Source organism: Comamonas sp. FG99 (genome assembly GCF_057808605.1).
This window is the reverse complement of sequence record NZ_JBMDII010000063.1, coordinates 1-17,311: the sequence shown is the minus strand read 5'-3', so window position 1 is coordinate 17,311 and position 17,311 is coordinate 1. Positions and strand designations below refer to the sequence as shown.

Below are 17,311 nucleotides of genomic sequence, written 5' to 3'. Positions count from 1 at the left end.
GCCGCGCTGGTCAAGCTGTCAGCTTCGACGAACGGGGTTTTGCAGACCTTCCCTAAGCCTGCCCAATCTGTCAATTGGCTCTATTAGGCATTACCCTTGGCTACTGGCTGCTGGCATTGTATCCGTCGCACCGCTAGTCATGTTTGCCTTTTCTGCGCGTCAACTCAATGCATTTAGCATGGGGGCACTACAGTTTGTATTACCAACAACTCAACTCGCAGTATCAATAATTTTTTATCGGCAAGATATTTCCATAGAAACATATATCTGCTTCGCAATTATATGGGCATCACTGGCCTATTCGACTTTCTCAAAAATATCAACCCAACCACGTTACCCGTAGTTGCTTGAAAATATTTTTGACATAAACACAGATGCCATTTTAGAAAAAACCAATGACCCAACAGGATTTGTCCAAGGCGAGCAATCCAGATCTGCGCGCCTCGTTGGCTGCGATGCGGCGCGCGGCTAAGCTGGCACGCACAACAGCGATTCAGACCGATACGGAAATCATCTTGGTCAAGAATGGCAAGCCGGTGCGGATCACGGCGCAAGAGCTGCGCAAGGAGCAGCATGGCGCAATGCCATCAGGAACGGCGCCCTGGAGAGAATAAGTGTCCCTGCCCGGCCCCCTTCAGCGCCAGCGCAATCAGCAAGTTGCAGGTGGCGGGGCCACATAAAGCAAGTAATCCGTCGCGCACGGCAGACCGTTGTTCAGGCTCGGCGTGAAAAACAGCCACAGGCTCGTAACGAGGCAGCCGTCCGGCGCCAGCCCCCCGAAGATCACATATCGGTCCTGGCGCTCCAGATCTCGGATGAAATCCCAGTAAACAGCCATGGGTTTCCCGGGGCGTATTTCGGCCAGGGCACGCAAGCGCTGCGGCTCCAACTCATCGACAGCGGAGTCCAAGCAGTCCGCCCTGAACCATCCCATTCTTCCGCCGCAGGCGGATCTGTGGTCACGCGCAGGTGCGCCCGGCGCTGCGCATCACGGCATGGATGGCATCGCCCAGCAGCCCCTTCAGCGCCGGCGCAGGATGTGGATGAACTCCGCGCCCTCGGTGCTTTGCGCCACCAGCTCGTTGCCGGTCTGCTTGGCAAAGGCCTGGAAGTCGCGCATCGAACCGGTGTCGGTGGCCACCACCTTGAGCAGCTGGCCGCTTTGCATCTCGGCCAGGGCCTTCTTGGCCTTGAGTATCGGCAGCGGGCAGTTCAGGCCGCGCGTGTCTATTTCCTTGTCTACTTCCATGTCGCTTCAGTTGTTCAGGCCCAGGCCCGCGCGGCGCGCGGCGTTTTCCTCGGCGGTGAAGAATACCGGCTCGTGGCCACGGCTCTTGAGCCAGTCGGCCAGCGCATAGCCGGTGCCGGCTGGCCAGCACTTGAGCTCGTGCAGGTCGTAGAGCCGGTAGTCCAGCAGCTCGGGCGAGAGCTTGACTTCGCCTCGCGCCACCACATGGTAGGCGATGATGACCTGGTTCATGCGCACGAACTCGTAGGCGCCGACGATGTCGCACGAGAGCACGTCGAGATTGGTTTCTTCCTTGACCTCGCGGGCCACGCCCTCGGTGGGCGATTCACCCGCTTCCATGAAGCCGGTGATCAGCGCGAACATGGTCGGCGGCCAGGCCGCATTGCGCGCCAGCAGCACCTTGCCGTCGATCTCGACGATCGCCGCCAGCACCGGGGTCGGGTTGTTCCAGTGCGTCCATCCGCAGGCCGGGCAGCGCAGGCGGTCGACGTCGCCGCCGTCCTCGGGCATCGCTATCCAGGCCAGTGGCGTGGCGCAGTTGGTGCAGAACTGGGTTTCATAGTGCATGGGGCTTACCTGGTTATGGCTCAGAGCGGGAATACGCCAGTGGAGAGATAGCGGTCGCCCCGGTCGCAGACCACGAATGCGATGGTGGCGTTGCGCTCGCGGCGCGCGATCTCCTGCGCGACAAAGCAGGCGCCAGCGGCGGAGATGCCGGCGAAGATGCCTTCTTCGCGCGCCAGGCGGCGGCACATGTCCTCGGCGTCGCCCTGGCTCACGTAGACCAGTTCGTCGACCAGCGACGGCTCGTAGATCTTGGGCAGGTATTCCTCGGGCCACTTGCGGATGCCCGGAATGCGCGAGCCTTCGGTGGGCTGGGCGCCGACGATCCGCACCGCCGGGTTCTTCTCCTTCAGGAAGCGCGCCACGCCGGTGATGGTGCCGGTGGTGCCCATGGCGCTCACGAAGTGGGTGATCTCTCCACCCGTCTGCGCCCACAGCTCGGGGCCGGTGGTTTCGTAGTGGATGCGCGGATTGTCGGGGTTAGCGAACTGGTCGAGCACCTTGCCCTTGCCATCGGCCACCATCTTGTCGGCCAGGTCGCGCGCGTATTCCATACCGCCGCTCTTGGGCGTGAGGATCAGCTCGGCGCCGTAGGCCTTCATGGTCTGGGCGCGCTCGATCGACAGGTCCTCGGGCATGATCAGCACCATGCGGTAGCCCTTGATGGCGGCGGCCATCGCCAGCGCGATGCCGGTGTTGCCCGAGGTGGCCTCGATCAGCGTGTCGCCGGGCTTGATCTCGCCGCGCTCTTCGGCGCGGGCGATCATCGACAGCGCCGGCCGGTCCTTGACCGAGCCCGCGGGGTTGTTGCCCTCGAGCTTGGCCAGCACCACGTTGCCGTTGGCCGAGTTGTATTCGGCGCCGATGCGCTGCAGCGCCACCAGGGGTGTGTTGCCGATGGTGTCGGCGATGTGCGGGTAGTTTTTCATGCGGTGTTTTGTGCCATAATCCGCGGCTGCGAGATACACAGCCCGGGTGGTGAAATTGGTAGACGCAGGGGACTCAAAATCCCCCGCCGCAAGGCGTGCCGGTTCGATTCCGGCCCCGGGCACCAAAGTTGCAAATCCCCTTAAGCTTCAATGGCTTAAGGGGATTTTTCTTTGTCTGTTTGCGGGGCATCATGGCGATGAATCAGCAGCCGGGAATCGAATCGTAGGCGCAAAAAGTGGTAGCGCCACATTCTAGCCACAGCCCAAGCCCTTGATGGTTGCATGTTTGACAGCCGGGAAAGCCGCCCGCCTTCCCCGATGCGGATCTCTGCCCGCATTCGTAGGGCAGGGCCGAATGCCGTGCAGCAAGGCCTGCTGGGCAGCAGGCCTTGGCTTCGTCGCAGATGCGGGCTGTCCAGCGCCACCAGTGCGCCCAACCTATCCCATGCGGATCACACGGCTCAGCCTTGGCCCCGCTTGCGCCGCCAGCCCAGCAAGCCCAACGCCGCACTCAATACCAGCAAACCCCAGGAAGTCAACGCAGGGACCGCGTGGGTATTGCCTGCAGGAGGTGCGGCGGTATAGGTTGGAGCAACCGCCGCAGCGCAGCCGGTAGTGGCCGCGCATACACCGCCAGTGCCCGGGCTCACCGTGGCAGTATTGTCCAGCGTGGCCTGGCCCGTCACCGTGCCGGTCAGCGTAAAGGTCAGGCTCGACTGACCTGGCAGATCAAAGGTCTTGGGCATGGGGCCCGCAGGGCTGGGGCAAGCCGCAGTGCCAGTGGCGGAGCACGCCCAGACCGGATTGCTGATACCGGCCGGTACCGGATCGGCCAAAGTTACGCCGGAAGCATCGACCGAGCCCATGCTCGTCACGGTCACCGTGTAGGTCGCGGTCTGCCCGGGTTCATAGTGGGTCTTGTCCGATGTCTTGGTGATGCTGATAGGAGACGAGTCGCAAATGGACTGCCCGCTCAAGTGGGCGCGAGCTAGAAAACCCGCCGCCCAGCCGGTATCGCTGGTGGTGAATACCAGGGTATTGGTACCAGCCACCCAACCCGAGGTGAAATTGGCATGAACCCCTCCTGCGAATCCGGCCTGTGTGAACGGCGACTGTTGCGCGCCATTCACAAACGCCGCCACCACTACATCATCGCCCATGTATTCAAAATCGAGCGCAACGGTGGACGGCGGCACCTCAGGCGCCAGATTGAACTGGACCCGGTAATGGTTATAGGCAGGAATGGGACTGGGGTTGGGACGCGGCCACCAATTGCCCGCATACGATTGGTTCAAGGTACCGCTGGTCGAGCGCTGCCCAGGGCTCAGCCACTGCGCATCGGCAAATGTCGACCAGCTAGGATCCACCGTTCCGGTGGTCATGGCTTGCACCCACGCCGCGGCATCTGATGGCGGCTGGAGTGGTGTGGTGGTGTACTCCTGGTACTGGCTCCAGATCGGGTCAGCCGCGTTGAGGCCCAGCACGGTCCCGCCGGGCCGTGTCACCCCGGTGTTCAGTAGCGCAGTCGGACTGCTGCATGACAAGGTGGGGATAGTGGTCTGCGCCCATAGGGGAGAGGCAAGTACCACTCCAAGGAGAACGGCACACTGTTTTTTCATGGGCAAGTCCTAGAGTTTTTTTATTCTAGATGTCAATAAAAGAATCTCAATGTGAAGAATATTGAATAACATGAACGACCTTCACAGAGTGTTCCGTTTCCAGCCAAGATACCTGCGGCCGTACCATGGCGAGCCCCGCTTCACCGCTACCGGCTTGATTGGCGAGCGCGTGCACGTGATGGTCTTCAATCTGCGCGAGACCTCAGTTCGCATCATCAGCCTGCGCAGGGCAAACCGCCGCGAGGTGAAGGACTATGCAAATCACATCCAAGACTGGGCGAAAGCTGATCCTGCCTACCGAGGCAGAAGATCGGGCGATCGACAAAGGGATCGCCTCGGACCTGGACACGCCGGAATTGACCCAAGTGTTCTTCGCAAACGCCCGCCCTGCATCGGAGGTACTTGGGGCAGCCACCGTGTCCGCACTCAAGCGCGGACGTGGCAGGCCCATAGGCAGCGTTGCGGAGCAAACAAAGGGCAAGGTGAATCTTCGCCTCGATGCAGATGTTCTGCATGCACTGCGCGCAACCGGGCGCGGTTGGCAAACCAGGGTGAATGACTTGCTGCGAGCCGACATCGAGGCCGGCCGGCTGAAGAATCTCACCTAGGGCCTGTTCACACAAAGCACGGGGATCGCGTTGAGTCCTCTTGGGAGGGGCTGCAAGGCGCTGGCCCGCAGCAAGGTAGGTACCTTGCAAGTGGCACGCATAGTGGGACAGCAACGCAGCAGACCGCCCAAGAGGGCTCAACCCTTCGGGCAAGTGCGGCAGGGCCGCCACTGCGTCGTTACGCTTCTTGTGCGGGTGGGCACACGCACGGCGTCGCGTGCCTAGCATTGACAGCCCTGTCGGGCTTGCGCGACCCCGTATTTGTGTGAACAGGCCCTAAGCACTACCCCTATCCAAGGTGTTGCACCTGTTGCAAGCGCCCATGGCGCTGGTGAAAGTTGAGCGTCGAGGGTTTGGCGTTGAGCGTGCAAGCCGCAAAACGCTCAACGCCAAACGCGCAACCTCTTGGGCCAACGCACGCAACGCCATGCGCAGCGCCATCCACGCCGCCGCCAATCACCACCTTTTGCTATAAAAAAAGAGATTTTTACCAAAAACAAGCACTGCGCTCACGCACAATAGGGCGGCATCGCAGGCCTTGCAAGGAGGCCTGCCGCATTGTGTTTTCGCGTGATCCGTATCCATGGCAAGCAGGCCCTCGTCCAAGTCGTCCCCGAAATCCGCTTCCAGCAAGAAATCATCCACCAGCGCCCTGGGCGCGCGCCTGGGGCGCGCCGCCACGCACAAGCTGGCCACCTTTGTCTATGGCGCGCTGCTGGGCGCGGGCCTGCTGTCGGGCACGGCCGACCGCCTGCAGGACTGGTGGCAGCGGCAGACCGCGCCAGTCTTGCAGTCGCTCGAAAAGCTCTGGCAGGCCGCCGGCAAGGGCAAGGGCCTGCCCGGGCGCGCCGATGCACCGCCGCCGATGCCGGGCGCCAAGGCGCACGCAACGGCCGCGGGGCCCGCCTCGCCCGATTTCCGCCAGTGCGCCCAGCAGTTTCCCGGCGGCCAGCCGCTGCGCCTGGCCGACGTGGGCAGCGCCTGGCAGGCCAGCGCGCTGTGCTCCGACGGTTTTGCCGTGCTGTACTCGGGCCTGAGCAAGACGCCGATGGTGGTGGTGGAGCGGCTCAACCGCAGCCGGCTCGATGCGGCCGGCAGCCAGCAGCGCACCGATTTCTTCTATGCCGATGCTCGGCTGCGCTCGGCCCACAAGGCCGAGCTGAGCGACTACGAGAGCAGCGGCTACGACCGCGGCCACATGGCGCCCGCAGCCGACCAGAACACGCCCAGCGCCATGGCGCAGTCGTTCGCGCTGTCGAACATGGTGCCGCAGGATGCCACGCAGAACCGCACCGTCTGGGCCAAGCTGGAGTCGGATGTGCGCAAGTACGCCCGCCGCGCCCAGGGCAACGTCTATGTCTACACCGGTCCGCTGCACGAGGGCGCGCTGCGCACCATCGGCAGGAGCCGCGTGTGGGTGCCCAGCCATATCTTCAAGCTGGTGTATGACGAGCAGCAGCGCCGCGCCTGGGGCTGGGTGCTGCCCAACGATGCCGGCGCCCAGCTTGGCAAGCCGCTGGACTATGCGGCTTTCGTCAAGCGCAGCGGCTGGAATCTGCTGCCGCAGCTGCAGCCTTCACTCTGAGCCAAAAAGCCCGTCTTCGTCGAGCAGCGCATAGGCGATCCCGGGGTGCTGGGCCATGGCTTTCTTGATGGCTTCGGGGATGGCCTGGCGGGTCTTGCGGCACAGGCCGGGCTGCTCGTGCACCAGGATCGCGATGCCGCGCAGGCTGCGCACCTCGTGCGGGCTCATGCGGATGCTCAGGCGCACGCCGAGCTGCTCGTGCAGGCGCTGCTCCAGGTGGCGCAGCTCGGCCAGGCTGGAGATGCTCTCCAGGCGCTGCAGCAGGCGTTTTTCCTCCTCGCGCGTGAGCCGCAGTATGCGCGTGTCGCCCCCGGGCGCGGCGAGCAGCGCCTCGCGCTCGCAGACGCAGGCGCCGGGCGGGCATTCGGTGCGAATGGGAAAGGGCGGAGCTGGCAAGGCGGACATGGGTAGTCCCATTCTAAGAAGCTGCGCAAATCCCTGCCATCGACAGCCATGGGTCTGCCTGGCCCGGCTGTCAGGGCGAATTCGATGGAGACGACGCGGGATCCAGCTTTCTCCTGAGCAGGTGCCTGAAATCCACGCACGCCTGCTTGGGTGCGAGTACCGAGTTCCAGACGACCACCAGCGGGTCGATAGCCGCGGCAAGCGGGAAGTCGAGCACCCGCAGCAGCCGATCCGCCTCCAGCCTTCGGGCGAGCCGCTGGGGAAGCACGGCCAGCATGTCTGAGCTGCGCAGCAGCGATGTCGTCATGGCGGTGTCGCTCGCCCGCACGAACCGGGTCGGTGCGGGGATCTCCGCGGTTTTGAATGCCTCCATGAGGTGATGTTCCATGCGAGTTCCTGGAGCCGGTACACACCAATCCTGCGCCGATATTTCCTCTGCGCCAATACGCCTGAGCTTGAGTAGTGGATGCGTCCGGCTCGCCACGATCAGGATGGGCTGGCTGGGCACGATCTGCTCCCAGCTCAGGCCAGCGCGCCACAGCCTGGCATCGCTGTAGGAGAACAGCAGGTCGAGCTCACCCGCAACGAGCTGCTCGACCAGCATGTCTAGCACGCCCTCCACTATGGAGAATTCCAGCAGGGGGCGTTGCCGCCGGAATTCCTGTATCGCAGCGGCAATTTCCCCGTGCGCGGAGGAGGCCCTGAACGCGAGACTGATCTTCCCCACGTGGCCCGTGCGGGTTGCATCGGCCAACTCCGCCATCCGTTGAGCCTGGCCCAGCACCAGCCTTGCCGATTGCAGAACCACGCTGCCGAAGTGCGTTGGCTGCATGCCCTGGGGACCTCGTTCGAACACGGAACTGCCCAATATGTCTTCCGCCTCCGATAAGGTCTTGGAAATTGCGGCAGGGCTGACATGCATGGCGAGCGCGACGCTCGCGGAGGAGGCGCGCTCGCCAATGGCGTGCAGCACCCGAAGGTGGCGCAGCTTCAATCGAGAAAGAATCGGGTGAAACTGTGGAGCGGAAGAAGGCATCGCAGGGTCTGTACAGAACGAATTTACCAATAGGTTAATTCATCTGGAAAACATTTCACTTTTCTTAACGCATTCCTATTCCTATAGTGCAGCCGACACCTGCCTCAGGAGAGATTTGATGCGCTTTGTGATTGCCTTGATGCGGCACGAGACGAATACGTTCGCGCCAGCCAAAACACCTCTGACTTCGTTCAACCGTGGCTCGGACAACGACAACCCGCTTTATGGCGAAAAGGCGCTGCGTGCCTGCGCCGGAACGAACAATGCGGCCGCGGCGTTCATCGACCTGGCCCTGCGGCAGGGCGATGAAGTTGCCATGCCCATCATGGCGAATGCCGTGCCCAGCGGCATCGTGACGGCACAGGCCTTCGAGTACATGTGCTCTCAAATACTGGCCTCCATAGCGCAGGGTTGCGATGCCGTGCTGCTGGACCTGCATGGCGCCATGGTGACCGAGGAATTCGACGATGCCGAAGGCGAGCTGCTTCGCCGCATCCGAACACAATCCCCGGGCATTCCGATCGCCGTGGCATTGGACCTGCATGCGAATTTCAGCGACGCGATGATCGACAACGCCACGGTCATCACCGGCTACCGGACCTACCCACACATCGACATCTATGAAACCGGCGAGCGCGCCGCACGCACACTGATGGCAGCCATGCGGGGCGACGTCAAGCCTGTACTGCTGCGACGCACCCTACCCATGCTGACCCACACGCTGCGGCAATCCACCCGCGAAGAGCCCATGCAGTCAATCATGGCACGCGTGGTTGCCGCAGAACGCAACGGCGAAGTGCTCAATGCATCGCTGTTCGGAGGCTTTCCCATGGCCGACATCCCCCACGTCGGCATGAGCGTGGTCATCGTAGCAGATGCAGCGAAGCAGCAATCCGCCCGGCGACTGCTCGACGAGCTTTCGGGGATGGCCTGGTCCCGGCGCCACGAGTTCATCGCCGAACTGGAGCCCATGGAAAAGTCCATCGCCCATGCAAAGTCCCTCGATCAGTACCCTGTCGTTCTGGTTGACCATGGAGACAACTGCGCTTCAGGCGGCACGACCGATCAAATGGAAGTGCTTGCCGAAGCACTTGCACAAGGCCTGGAAAACATGGTCGCCGGCCCGTTCTGCGACCCGCAGGCAGTTGGGCAAATCATTGCAGCCGGCGTCGGCAACATGCTCACGCTGGACGTGGGCGGGCGGGTCGACGTTCCTGCGCTGGGCAGCAAGGGGAGTCCGCTGCGGCTCACAGGGAAAGTCAAATGCATCAGCGACGGCAGCTACGTCGTGACCGGTCCCATGTTCACCGGGGTACGAATGTCGCTTGGCCGCAGTGCAGTGCTCGAAATCGGCTGCAACCTCATCGTGGTATGCGAGAAGCCGCAGGAGCCCTTCGACCTCGGGATCTACACCCATCTGGGCATCGATCCCTCGCGGATGCAATACATCCTGTTGAAGTCCCGCCAGCATTTCCGTGCAGCGTTCGAACCCATTGCCGCGCACCTCGTATGGGTGGCAGGCCCAGGCGTATGCAGCTCGGACTACAGCCGCTTCACATTCAGAAACCTCCGCCGCCCCATCTTCCCGCTGGATACGGATGCCAGCCTGGAGCAAGCGATCACCAACTGAGTTTGAAAACGGTATTCAAGGAGACGATCATGACATTCACATCCCGTCAATGCACCAGAATCCTCTTGGCCTGCATGGCAGCGGTATTGCCACTGCTGGCCGGTGCACAGGGAGGCGATGCGCCCACTCGGCTAGTGGTTGCCTTTGCTGCGGGAGGCGCCAACGACATCATGGCGCGTGCGCTGGCTGACAAGCTGCGCGTGTCCCTGAATGAGCCAGTAGTGGTCGAGAACCGGACCGGCGCAGGTGGTATCGTGGCGACCGACAGCGTCAGGCGCGCCCCCAAGGACGGCAAGACAATTCTGATCTCGTCGGCACCGCCATTTGTCATGTACCCATGGACGTACAGGCAGCTGCCCTACAACGCCGAGACCGACTTCACCGCGGTTGCCCACCTGGCCGACATACCGCTGGCGGCGTTCACGCGCTCGGACAGTCCCTACCAGAATGTGCCGCAGTATCTGGACTGGGCGAAGGACAAGCCAGCGTCCCAGGGCATTGGCCTGGTAGGAATGGGTGGCTCCATGCATTTCGGCATTGCGGAAATGGGCCAGGCGCTGAATCAGAAGTACTTTCCGGTGCCCTATCGAGGGGGAGCGGCCATCATTACCGACGTGGTTGGCGGCAACCTGCCGTTGGGCATGGATGCCGCCGCGACGGCGTTCGAGATGACCAGGAATGGCAAAACGCGCTTTATCGGCGTCACCGGTACGAAGCGATCCGCCATCCTGCCAGATGTTCCGACTTTCAAGGAACAAGGAGTTGCCGCGTTTGACAATGCGTCTGCGTGGTATATCGCATTCGTTCCTGCAGGTACGCCAGCAGCCAAAGTGGCGCAGCTTGAAGCAGCGCTGATGGCTGCGGCAAAAGAAGCAGATGTGCAGAAGCGGATGGCGAATATCGGTGTCTTGATGACGGGCCTCCCGGGCAAGGAAGCGTCGAAACTGGTTGAATCTCAAAGAGCCTATTGGAAGCCGATCATCGAAAAATCAGGCTTCAAGGCAGATCAATGATCCCTGAAGGAGCAAGCGGCATGCCTGCCTGTTGCTCTTATTTTTGCTCCAGCCACGGCGCGTGCCAGCCACCGCCGATCTGCTGCACCAGGTTGGCCGCGGCGATCTGCTGGTTCATCTGCAGCTGCAGCAGCGAGCGCCGGGCGTTGAGCGCGGTGATCTGGGCGGTGACCACGTCGGTGTATTGCACGATGCCTTCCTTGTAGCGGTTGAGCATTTGCTGCTCCACCTTGTCGGCGGCATCCAGCGCCTGCTGCAGCTGCGGCTGCTGCGCGCGCAGCGCGTCGACCTGGCCAAGCGCGTCCTCGACGGCCTGGAACGCCGCCAGCACGGTCTGGCGGTAGACGGCTGTTTTCTGCGCATGCGCCGCGCGCGCCGCGTCGACCTGGGCCGTGGTGGCGCCGCCGTTGAACAGGGTCTGCGCCACCGAGGCGCCCAGCGACCACAGCCAGCCCGAGGCGCTGAACAAATCGCCCAGGTTGCTGCCCGAGCGGCCCAGCGAACCGCTGAGCGAGAGGCTGGGGTAGTAGGCCGCGCGCGCCACACCGATCTGCGCGTTGGCCGCTGCCACGGCGCGTTCGGCCGAGGCGATGTCGGGGCGGCGCTCCAACAGCGTGGAGGGCAGCACCGCGGGCACCTGCGGCACCGTGACCGCCCAGGGCGTGGCTGGCAGCGAGAACTGCGCTGGCGCCTGGCCGGTGAGCATGGCGATCGCGTGCTCGTAGGTGCGGCGCGTCTGGCGCATGGCTTCGAGGCTGGCCCGGGTGCTGGCCAGCTGGGTCTGGGCCTGCAGCAGGTCGGTCTTGGCGGCGATGCCCGAGTCGTAGCGGTTCTGGGTGATCTGCAGGCTGCGCTGGTAGCCTTCCACGGTTTGCGCCAACACGCCCAGCTCGGCATCGGCCTCGCGCAGCTTGAAGTAGTTCTGCACCAGGGTGCCGACGGCGGACAGGCGCGCGGCAGCCAGGTCGGCCTCGCTGGCCTGGGCGCTGCGCGTGGCGCTGTTCACGCCCTCGCGCAGCCGGCCCCAGAGGTCGGCATCCCACGCGGCGTTGAGGCCGAGCGAGGTGCTGTTGCCCCTGGCGCCGGCGGACTCGGAGCCGCCCTGGTGGCTCGCGCCCACCGACAGGCCGAGCGAGGGCAGTTGCCCGCCGGTCTGCACCCGCACCAGCGCGCGCGCCTGGTCCACCGCGGCCACGGCGGCGGCGATGTTCTGGTTGGAGATCTGCACCTGCTGCGCCAGGCCGTTGAGCGTGGCGTCGCCAAACAGCTCCCACCAGGCGCCGCGGTCGATCGCATCGGCCGGCTGGGCCGCATTCCACGAGGCGCCCGCCTCCTTGAAGCTGGCCGGCAGCTCGAGCGCCGGCGCCTGGTAGGGCGGCGCCACCGAGCAGGCGGCCAACAGCCCGGCGCAGGCCAGCGCGGCGCATAGCACGGCGCGCTGTGCCCGCAGAGAAGTCATTTGCTGGTTTTTCTTCATGTCGTCAATCCCTCGCTGGCGCGGCTCAGCCTATGCTCGTTGGGCGAACGCCGGCGCATCTTGTCCATCAGCACATAGACCACCGGCGTGGTCAGCAGCGTCAGCAGCTGGCTGGCCAGCAGGCCGCCGATGATGGCCACGCCCAGCGGCTGGCGCAGCTCGGAGCCCTGGCCGAAGCCTATGGCCAGCGGCAGCGCGCCCAGGGCCGCGGCCAACGTGGTCATCAGGATGGGGCGAAAGCGCAGCACGCAGGCCTCGCGCACCGCCTCGGTGGCGCTGAGGCCGCGGGCGCGCTCGGCTTCGAGCGCGAAATCGATGATCAAGATTGCATTCTTCTTGACGATGCCGATCAAGAGGAACACGCCGATCAGCGCGATGATGGTGAACTGCATCTTGAACAGCAGCAGCGCCAGCACCGCGCCCACGCCGGCCGAGGGCAGCGTGGTGAGCACGGTGACCGGGTGCACCAGGCTTTCATACAGCACGCCGAGCACGATGTAGATCACCACGATGGCCGCCAGGATCAGGTAGAACTGCTGGTTCTGCGACTGCTGGAAGCTCAGCGCCGTGCCCTGGAAGCTGCCGCGCACGTTGATGGGCATGGCGATGTCGGCCTCGGCCCGCGCGATCACCTCGCGCGCCTGGCCCAGCGACACGCCTTCGTCGAGGTTGAACGAGATGGTGGTCGCCAGCTCGCCGCCCTGGTGGTTGACCGAGGTGGCCGCGGCGCGCTCGCGCACGGTGGCAAAGGCGGACAGCGGCACCATGGTGGTGGCCGCGGTGCTGATGACCTGGCCGGTGGACGAGTTCTTCAGCCCCGGATTGGCCGCGGTGCCCACGGTGCCGGCGAGGTTGGCGGGCACGTAGATGTCGGCCAGCGCCGGCGGGCCGCGGGTGTACTCGGGCGCCCATTCCATGATGACGGAGTACTGGTTCAGGTCGCTGTAGATGGTGGCCACCGAGCGCTGGCCGAAGGCGTTGTACAGCGCGTTGTCGATCGCGGTGGTCGATACGCCCAGCCGCGCCGCGGCCTGTTTGTCGACCTCCACGTAGGTCTCCACGCCGTTGTCCTGCTGGTCGGTGTCCACGTCTTGCAGCAGCGGCTCGCTTTGCAGGCGCTCGGCCAGGCGCATGGCCCATTTCTTCAGGTCGGCGGTGTTGTCGCTCTTGAGCGTGTACTGGTAGGTGGAGTTGGACGAGCGCCCGCCCATGCGCAGATCCTGCACCGGGTTGAGGAACACCCGCAGTCCGACGATCTGCGCGAGCTGGGGCCTGAGGCGCGCCACCACTTCCAGCGTGCTCACGCTGCGCTGGCTGACCGGCTTGAGGTTGATGAAGGCAAAGCCGCCGCCCGAGCGGCTGCCGCCGGAAAAGCCCACCACCGTGTCCACCGCCGGGTCGTTCTGCACGATGGCCAGCGCCTCCTTGAGCTTGCCGGACATGGCGGTGGACGAGATGCTCTGGTCCGCCCGCATGCCGACCACGAGCTGGCCGTTGTCCTGCTGCGGAAAAAAGCCCTTGGGAATGTGCACGAACAGGTAAACGTTGAGCGCCACCACCGCCAGCAGCACGGCCATCACCACCGCCTTGCTGTGCAGGGCCCAGTCCAGGCTGGCTTCGTAGACGCGCAGCATCCAGTCGAAGCTGGCTTCGAGCGCGCGCGCCATGCGGCCCCGCGGACGCTCTTGGGCCGCCCGGGCATCCTCGCTGCGCAGGAACCAGGCGCAGAGCATGGGCGTGGTGGTGAGCGAGATGACCAGCGAGATCAGCACCGAGGCCGACAGCGTGACCGCGAACTCCTTGAACAGCCGCCCCACCTGCCCGTCCATGAACAGCAGCGGTATGAACACCGCCACCAGCGACAAGCTGATCGACAGCACGGTGAAGCCCACCTCGCGCGCGCCCAGCAGCGCGGCGGCCATCTTGTCCATGCCTTGCTCGATGTGGCGGCTGGTGTTCTCCAGCACCACGATGGCGTCGTCCACCACGAAGCCGGTGGCGACCGTGAGCGCCATCAGGCTCAGGTTGTTGAGGCTGTAGCCCAGCAGGTACATCACGCCGAAGGTGCCCAAGAGCGACACCACCGTGGCCACGGCCGGTATCACCGTGGCGCGCGCCTTGCGGATGAAGGCGCCCACCACCAGCACCACGAGGACGACCGAGATCATCAGCGTGGTTTCGATCTCGCGCAGCGACGAGCGGATGGAGTTGGTGCTGTCCGACGCGACGGAGACCTTCACGTCCTTGGGCAGCTGGGCCTGCAGCTCGGGCAGCAGCGCGCGCACGTTGTCCACGGTGCTGATGATGTTGGCGCCCGGCTGCCGGGTGATCAGCACCAGGATGGCGGGCTGGCCGTTGAACAGGCCCATGGTGTGCACGTCGGCCGCGCCGTCGATCACGCGGGCCACGTCGCCCAGGCGCACGGCCGCATTGTTGCGCCAGGCCACGACCAGGCCGTTGTACCAGGCGGCGCGGCGCTCGGGCGCGGGCGTGTAGATCTGCAGCCGGTTGCCGTCGTTCTCGATCGCGCCCTTGGGCCGGTTGGCGTTGGCGGCCTGGATGGCGGCGCGCACGTCTTCGGTGGAAATGCCGTAGTTGCTCAGCGCCTTGGGCAGCAGCTCGACCCGCACCGCGGGCAGCGAGCCGCCGCCGATCTCCACGTCGCCCACGCCGTCCACCTGCGAGATGCGCTGGCTGACCACGTTGGAGACTTCGTCGTAGATCTCGCCGGGCGAGCGCGAGGGCGAGGTCAGCGCGAGGATGATGACGGGCGAGTCCGACGGGTTGATCTTGCGGTAGGTGGGGTTGGTGCGCAGATTGCCCGGCAGGTCGGTGAGCGAGGCGTTGATCGCCGCCTGCACCTCGCGCGCGGCGCCGTTGATGTTGCGGTTGAGGTCGAACTGCAGCGTCACGCGGGTCGAGCCGGTGGAGCTGCCCGACGTCATCTCGTTGACGCCGGCGATCACCCCCAGGTGCCGCTCCAGCGGCGTGGCCACGCTGGAGGCCATGTTCTGCGGGCTGGCGCCCGAGAGGCTGGCCTGCACCGAGATCACCGGGTAGTCCACCTGCGGCAGCGGCGCCACCGGCAGCACGAAGAAGGCCATGATGCCGGCCAGCGCTATGCCAATGGTGAGCAGCACCGTGGCCACCGGCCGCTCGACGAAGGGGCGCGAGAGGTTCATGCGCGGACCCCGTCGCTGCCGGGCGCCGGATGGCCGCCGCTGGCGCCGCGGCGCAGGCGCTGCCCCATGCGGTCAAACATCAGGTAGATCACCGGCGTGGTGTAGAGCGTGAGCAGCTGGCTCAGCAGCAGCCCGCCGAAGATGGCCAGGCCCAGCGGGCGGCGCAGCTCGGCGCCCTCGCCCCAGCCGAACATCAGCGGCAGCGCGGCGAACAGCGCGGCCAGCGTGGTCATCAATATCGGCCGAAAGCGCAGCAGCGCCGCCTGGTGGATGGCCTCGCGCGGCGGCATGTTCTGCTGGCGCTCGGCATCGATGGCGAAGTCGATCATCATGATCGCGTTCTTCTTGACGATGCCGATCAAGAGGATGATGCCGATGATGCCGATCACCCCCAGGTCGTTGCCGCTGAGCATCAGCGCCAGCAGCGCGCCCACGCCCGCCGACGGCAGCGTGGACAGGATGGTCAGCGGATGGATGTAGCTCTCGTACAGCACGCCCAGCACGATGTAGACGCACACCAGCGCGGCCAGGATCAGCAGCAGCTGGCTGGTCAGCGACTTCTGGTAGGCGCCGGCCGCGCCCAGGAACTCGATGCTCAGCGACTTGGGCATGCCGATGTCCTTGGCCGCCTGCTTGATCGCCTCGACCGAGCGCCCCAGCGAGACGCCGGGCGCGGTGTCGAAGCCCAGCGTGGCCGCCGGGTACTGCGCCACGCGGGTGATTTGCAGCGGCGCCATCTGCTCGCGCACCGTGGCCAGCGCCGACAGCGGCGTGGCCGCCGCGCCGGCGCCCGAAGCGCTGGCGACCGGCAGGTCGCCCAGGGTCTGCACGCTGGACAGCAGCTCCTGCTGCGCCTCCAGGATCACCCGGTACTGGTTGGTCTCGGTGAAGATGGTGGAGACGATGCGCTGGCCGAAGGCGCTGTAGAGCGTGTCGTCGATGCTGCTGGCCGTCACGCCCAGGCGCGAGGCGGTGTCGCGGTTCACGTCGACATAGGCCGACAGGCCCTGGCGCCCGGCGTCGGTGGTGGCATGGCGCACCTCGGGCACGTTCTGCAGCTTGTCCACGAGCTTGCGGCTCCAGTCGTTGACCTCGGCGGTGCTCACGCCGCCCACCGAGAGCCGGTATTCGGTGGGGCCGGATTCGGAGTCGATGGTCAAGTCCTGCACCGGCTGCAGGTAGATGGTCACGCCGGCGACCTGGCTCACCTTGTCGCGCAGGCGCTGCATCACCGCGTCCTGCGGGTCGTGCGGGCGCTTGAGGTTGATGCGCATGCTGCCCATGTTCAGCATGGTGTTGTTGGCCGCGTCCACGCCCACCACCGAGCTGAGCGACTCCACGTCCTTGTCCTGCAATATGGCCTGCGCCGCCTGCTGCTGCAGCACGCTCATGCGGGCGAACGACACCTCTTGCGCGGCCTCGAGCTGGGCTTGCAGCTGGCCGGTGTCCTGCGTGGGAAACAGCCCCTTGGGGATGACGATGTACAGCAGCGCCGTCAGCGCCAGCGTGGCCAGCGCCACCAGCAGCGTCAGGCCCTGGTGGCGCAGCACCCACTGCAGGCTGCCGTCGTAGCGGTGGATCACGCGCTCGAAGCCGCGCTGCACCTTGCCGCCCCAGCCGCGCGCCTGGGCGGCCGGCGGCTCGTGCCTGAGCCAGCGCGCCGACATCATCGGCACCAGCGTGAGCGAGACCACCGCCGAGATCAGGATGGTGATGGCCAGCGTGACCGCGAACTCGCGGAACAGCCGCCCCACCACGTCGCCCATGAACAGCAGCGGGATCAGCACCGCGATCAGCGAGATCGTCAGCGAGATGATGGTGAAGCCGATCTGCGTGGCGCCCTTGATCGCGGCGGCGAACGGCGTCTCGCCCTCCTCGATGTAGCGGGCGATGTTCTCGATCATCACGATCGCATCGTCCACCACGAAGCCGGTGGCGATGGTCAGCGCCATCAGGCTCAGGTTGTTCAGGCTGTAGCCCAGCAGGTACATCACCCCGGCGGTGCCGATCAGCG

16 protein-coding genes, 1 tRNA gene and 1 pseudogene are annotated in these 17,311 nt (G+C 64.9%); 8 read left to right on the top strand and 10 right to left on the bottom strand.

The genetic code is table 11. The features are described 5' to 3' along the window. The first annotated feature begins 395 nt into the window (after positions 1 to 395). Positions 396 to 614, top strand: a complete 219-nt coding sequence (locus ACODRX_RS24960; protein WP_488874250.1) for a hypothetical protein — start codon at positions 396 to 398, stop codon at positions 612 to 614. Between the two features lie 35 nt (positions 615 to 649). On the opposite strand, the gene ACODRX_RS24955 is transcribed toward ACODRX_RS24960, so the two are convergent. From ACODRX_RS24955 to cysM, 4 genes are all read right to left on the bottom strand, one after another. Further along, positions 650 to 910 carry a hypothetical protein gene (locus ACODRX_RS24955; RefSeq protein ID WP_488874249.1) on the bottom strand — a complete coding sequence of 87 codons (261 nt, stop codon included), beginning with the start codon at positions 908 to 910 and terminating at the stop codon, positions 650 to 652. Positions 911 to 1,021: 111 nt separating this feature from the next. Next, entirely contained in the window at positions 1,022 to 1,249 is a 228-nt protein-coding gene (locus tag ACODRX_RS24950) for a sulfurtransferase TusA family protein (protein WP_488874248.1), read from the bottom strand. Positions 1,250 to 1,255: 6 nt separating this feature from the next. Continuing rightward, the gene (locus tag ACODRX_RS24945; protein WP_488874247.1) at positions 1,256 to 1,816 is read right to left on the bottom strand and encodes an NUDIX domain-containing protein; all 561 of its coding nucleotides are present in this window, start codon (positions 1,814 to 1,816) and stop codon (positions 1,256 to 1,258) included. Positions 1,817 to 1,836: 20 nt separating this feature from the next. Beyond that, complete coding sequence (cysM, locus tag ACODRX_RS24940) at positions 1,837 to 2,742, bottom strand: cysteine synthase CysM (RefSeq protein WP_488874246.1); 906 nt, start codon at positions 2,740 to 2,742, stop codon at positions 1,837 to 1,839. 40 nt (positions 2,743 to 2,782) lie between these two features. Between cysM and ACODRX_RS24935 the strand changes: the two genes are divergently transcribed. Continuing rightward, positions 2,783 to 2,867: transfer RNA gene (locus tag ACODRX_RS24935), tRNA-Leu, on the top strand. Positions 2,868 to 3,203: 336 nt separating this feature from the next. On the opposite strand, the gene ACODRX_RS24930 is transcribed toward ACODRX_RS24935, so the two are convergent. Further along, positions 3,204 to 4,226, bottom strand: coding sequence for an IPTL-CTERM sorting domain-containing protein (locus ACODRX_RS24930; protein ID WP_488874245.1), 1,023 nt, complete (start codon positions 4,224 to 4,226; stop codon positions 3,204 to 3,206). Between the two features lie 205 nt (positions 4,227 to 4,431). Between ACODRX_RS24930 and ACODRX_RS24925 the strand changes: the two are divergent. The 4 genes and pseudogenes from ACODRX_RS24925 to ACODRX_RS24910 all read left to right on the top strand — a co-directional run. Further along, positions 4,432 to 4,593, top strand: a pseudogene (locus ACODRX_RS24925) (BrnT family toxin); the annotation flags it as partial. 22 nt (positions 4,594 to 4,615) lie between these two features. After that, positions 4,616 to 4,969 carry a BrnA antitoxin family protein gene (locus tag ACODRX_RS24920; protein WP_488874244.1) on the top strand — a complete coding sequence of 118 codons (354 nt, stop codon included), beginning with the start codon at positions 4,616 to 4,618 and terminating at the stop codon, positions 4,967 to 4,969. A 322-nt stretch (positions 4,970 to 5,291) separates the two neighbouring features. Then, positions 5,292 to 5,444 carry a hypothetical protein gene (locus tag ACODRX_RS24915; RefSeq protein WP_488874243.1) on the top strand — a complete coding sequence of 51 codons (153 nt, stop codon included), beginning with the start codon at positions 5,292 to 5,294 and terminating at the stop codon, positions 5,442 to 5,444. A 108-nt stretch (positions 5,445 to 5,552) separates the two neighbouring features. Continuing rightward, positions 5,553 to 6,554 (top strand): DNA/RNA non-specific endonuclease, encoded by a 1,002-nt coding sequence (locus tag ACODRX_RS24910; RefSeq protein ID WP_488874242.1) that lies wholly within the window; start codon positions 5,553 to 5,555, stop codon positions 6,552 to 6,554. Here the strand turns inward: ACODRX_RS24910 and ACODRX_RS24905 are convergent. Further along, the gene (locus ACODRX_RS24905; RefSeq protein ID WP_488874241.1) at positions 6,546 to 6,959 is read right to left on the bottom strand and encodes a hypothetical protein; all 414 of its coding nucleotides are present in this window, start codon (positions 6,957 to 6,959) and stop codon (positions 6,546 to 6,548) included. The two genes, ACODRX_RS24910 and ACODRX_RS24905, sit on opposite strands and share 9 nt — an antisense overlap. A gap of 70 nt (positions 6,960 to 7,029) precedes the next feature. Continuing rightward, positions 7,030 to 7,995 carry a LysR family transcriptional regulator gene (locus ACODRX_RS24900; protein WP_488874240.1) on the bottom strand — a complete coding sequence of 322 codons (966 nt, stop codon included), beginning with the start codon at positions 7,993 to 7,995 and terminating at the stop codon, positions 7,030 to 7,032. 118 nt (positions 7,996 to 8,113) lie between these two features. Here ACODRX_RS24900 and ACODRX_RS24895 point away from each other — a divergent pair, with 118 nt between their 5' ends. Beyond that, entirely contained in the window at positions 8,114 to 9,625 is a 1,512-nt protein-coding gene (locus tag ACODRX_RS24895; protein WP_488874239.1) for a M81 family metallopeptidase, read from the top strand. Positions 9,626 to 9,654: 29 nt separating this feature from the next. After that, positions 9,655 to 10,638, top strand: coding sequence for a Bug family tripartite tricarboxylate transporter substrate binding protein (locus ACODRX_RS24890; protein WP_488874238.1), 984 nt, complete (start codon positions 9,655 to 9,657; stop codon positions 10,636 to 10,638). Positions 10,639 to 10,675: 37 nt separating this feature from the next. On the opposite strand, the gene ACODRX_RS24885 is transcribed toward ACODRX_RS24890, so the two are convergent. The 3 genes from ACODRX_RS24885 to ACODRX_RS24875 form a co-directional block, all read right to left on the bottom strand. Beyond that, complete coding sequence (locus tag ACODRX_RS24885; protein WP_488874237.1) at positions 10,676 to 12,097, bottom strand: efflux transporter outer membrane subunit; 1,422 nt, start codon at positions 12,095 to 12,097, stop codon at positions 10,676 to 10,678. Between the two features lie 14 nt (positions 12,098 to 12,111). After that, the gene (locus ACODRX_RS24880) at positions 12,112 to 15,297 is read right to left on the bottom strand and encodes an efflux RND transporter permease subunit (RefSeq protein WP_488874236.1); all 3,186 of its coding nucleotides are present in this window, start codon (positions 15,295 to 15,297) and stop codon (positions 12,112 to 12,114) included. After that, positions 15,294 to 17,311 (bottom strand): efflux RND transporter permease subunit (locus ACODRX_RS24875; RefSeq protein WP_488874235.1); only part of this gene is annotated, 2,018 nt, incomplete at its 5' end. The genes ACODRX_RS24880 and ACODRX_RS24875, both read right to left, overlap by 4 nt.